The organism is Microbacterium sp. P5_E9 (genome assembly GCF_054049175.1).
In genome coordinates this window covers 1-565 of record NZ_JBFUMV010000114.1, presented here as the reverse complement: position 1 = coordinate 565, position 565 = coordinate 1, and the positions used below count along the sequence as shown (strand labels likewise).

Below are 565 nucleotides of genomic sequence, written 5' to 3'. Positions count from 1 at the left end.
GTTCGAGACTCCGGCGTAGCAAGCCTCGCGGTGGCGCCAACGCCTCTTGTATCGGTGCTTGCATTCCTCAGCTACTGCCCTATTCTGAGCTCGGTCGCCCGAACGGCGCTGCTGTCGGTGCGCTCGCGTCAATCGATTCATCGATCACAGGAGAAGGCATGGCCAACAAGAAACCAAACATCCTGATTCTCTGGGGCGACGACATCGGGGTGTTCAACGTCAGCGCCTACAACCGCGGCATGATGGGATACAAGACACCCAACATCGATCGCATCGCCAACGAAGGCGCCCTGTTCACCGATTGGTACGGCCAGCAGAGCTGCACGGCCGGCCGCGCGGCGTTCATCACTGGGCAGTCGCCGATCCGCACCGGCCTCACTAAGGTGGGCCTGCCRGGCGCGCCCGAGGGCATGAAGATCGAGGAYCCGACGATTGCYGGCCTGCTCAAGGACCACGGCTATATGACCGGCCAGTTCGGCAAGAACCAYCTCGGCGACCKCRACRAGATGCTGCCGACGAACCACGGCTTCGACGAATTCTTCGGCAACCTGTACCACCTGAACGC

General features: G+C 61.8%; 1 protein-coding gene. It reads left to right on the top strand.

Annotated elements, in window-relative coordinates:
- Window positions 1–158 precede the first annotated feature (158 nt).
- The coding region (locus tag ACXJ3V_RS20515; RefSeq protein ID WP_457102202.1) for a sulfatase-like hydrolase/transferase at window positions 159–565 on the top strand (407 nt) is incomplete at its 3' end.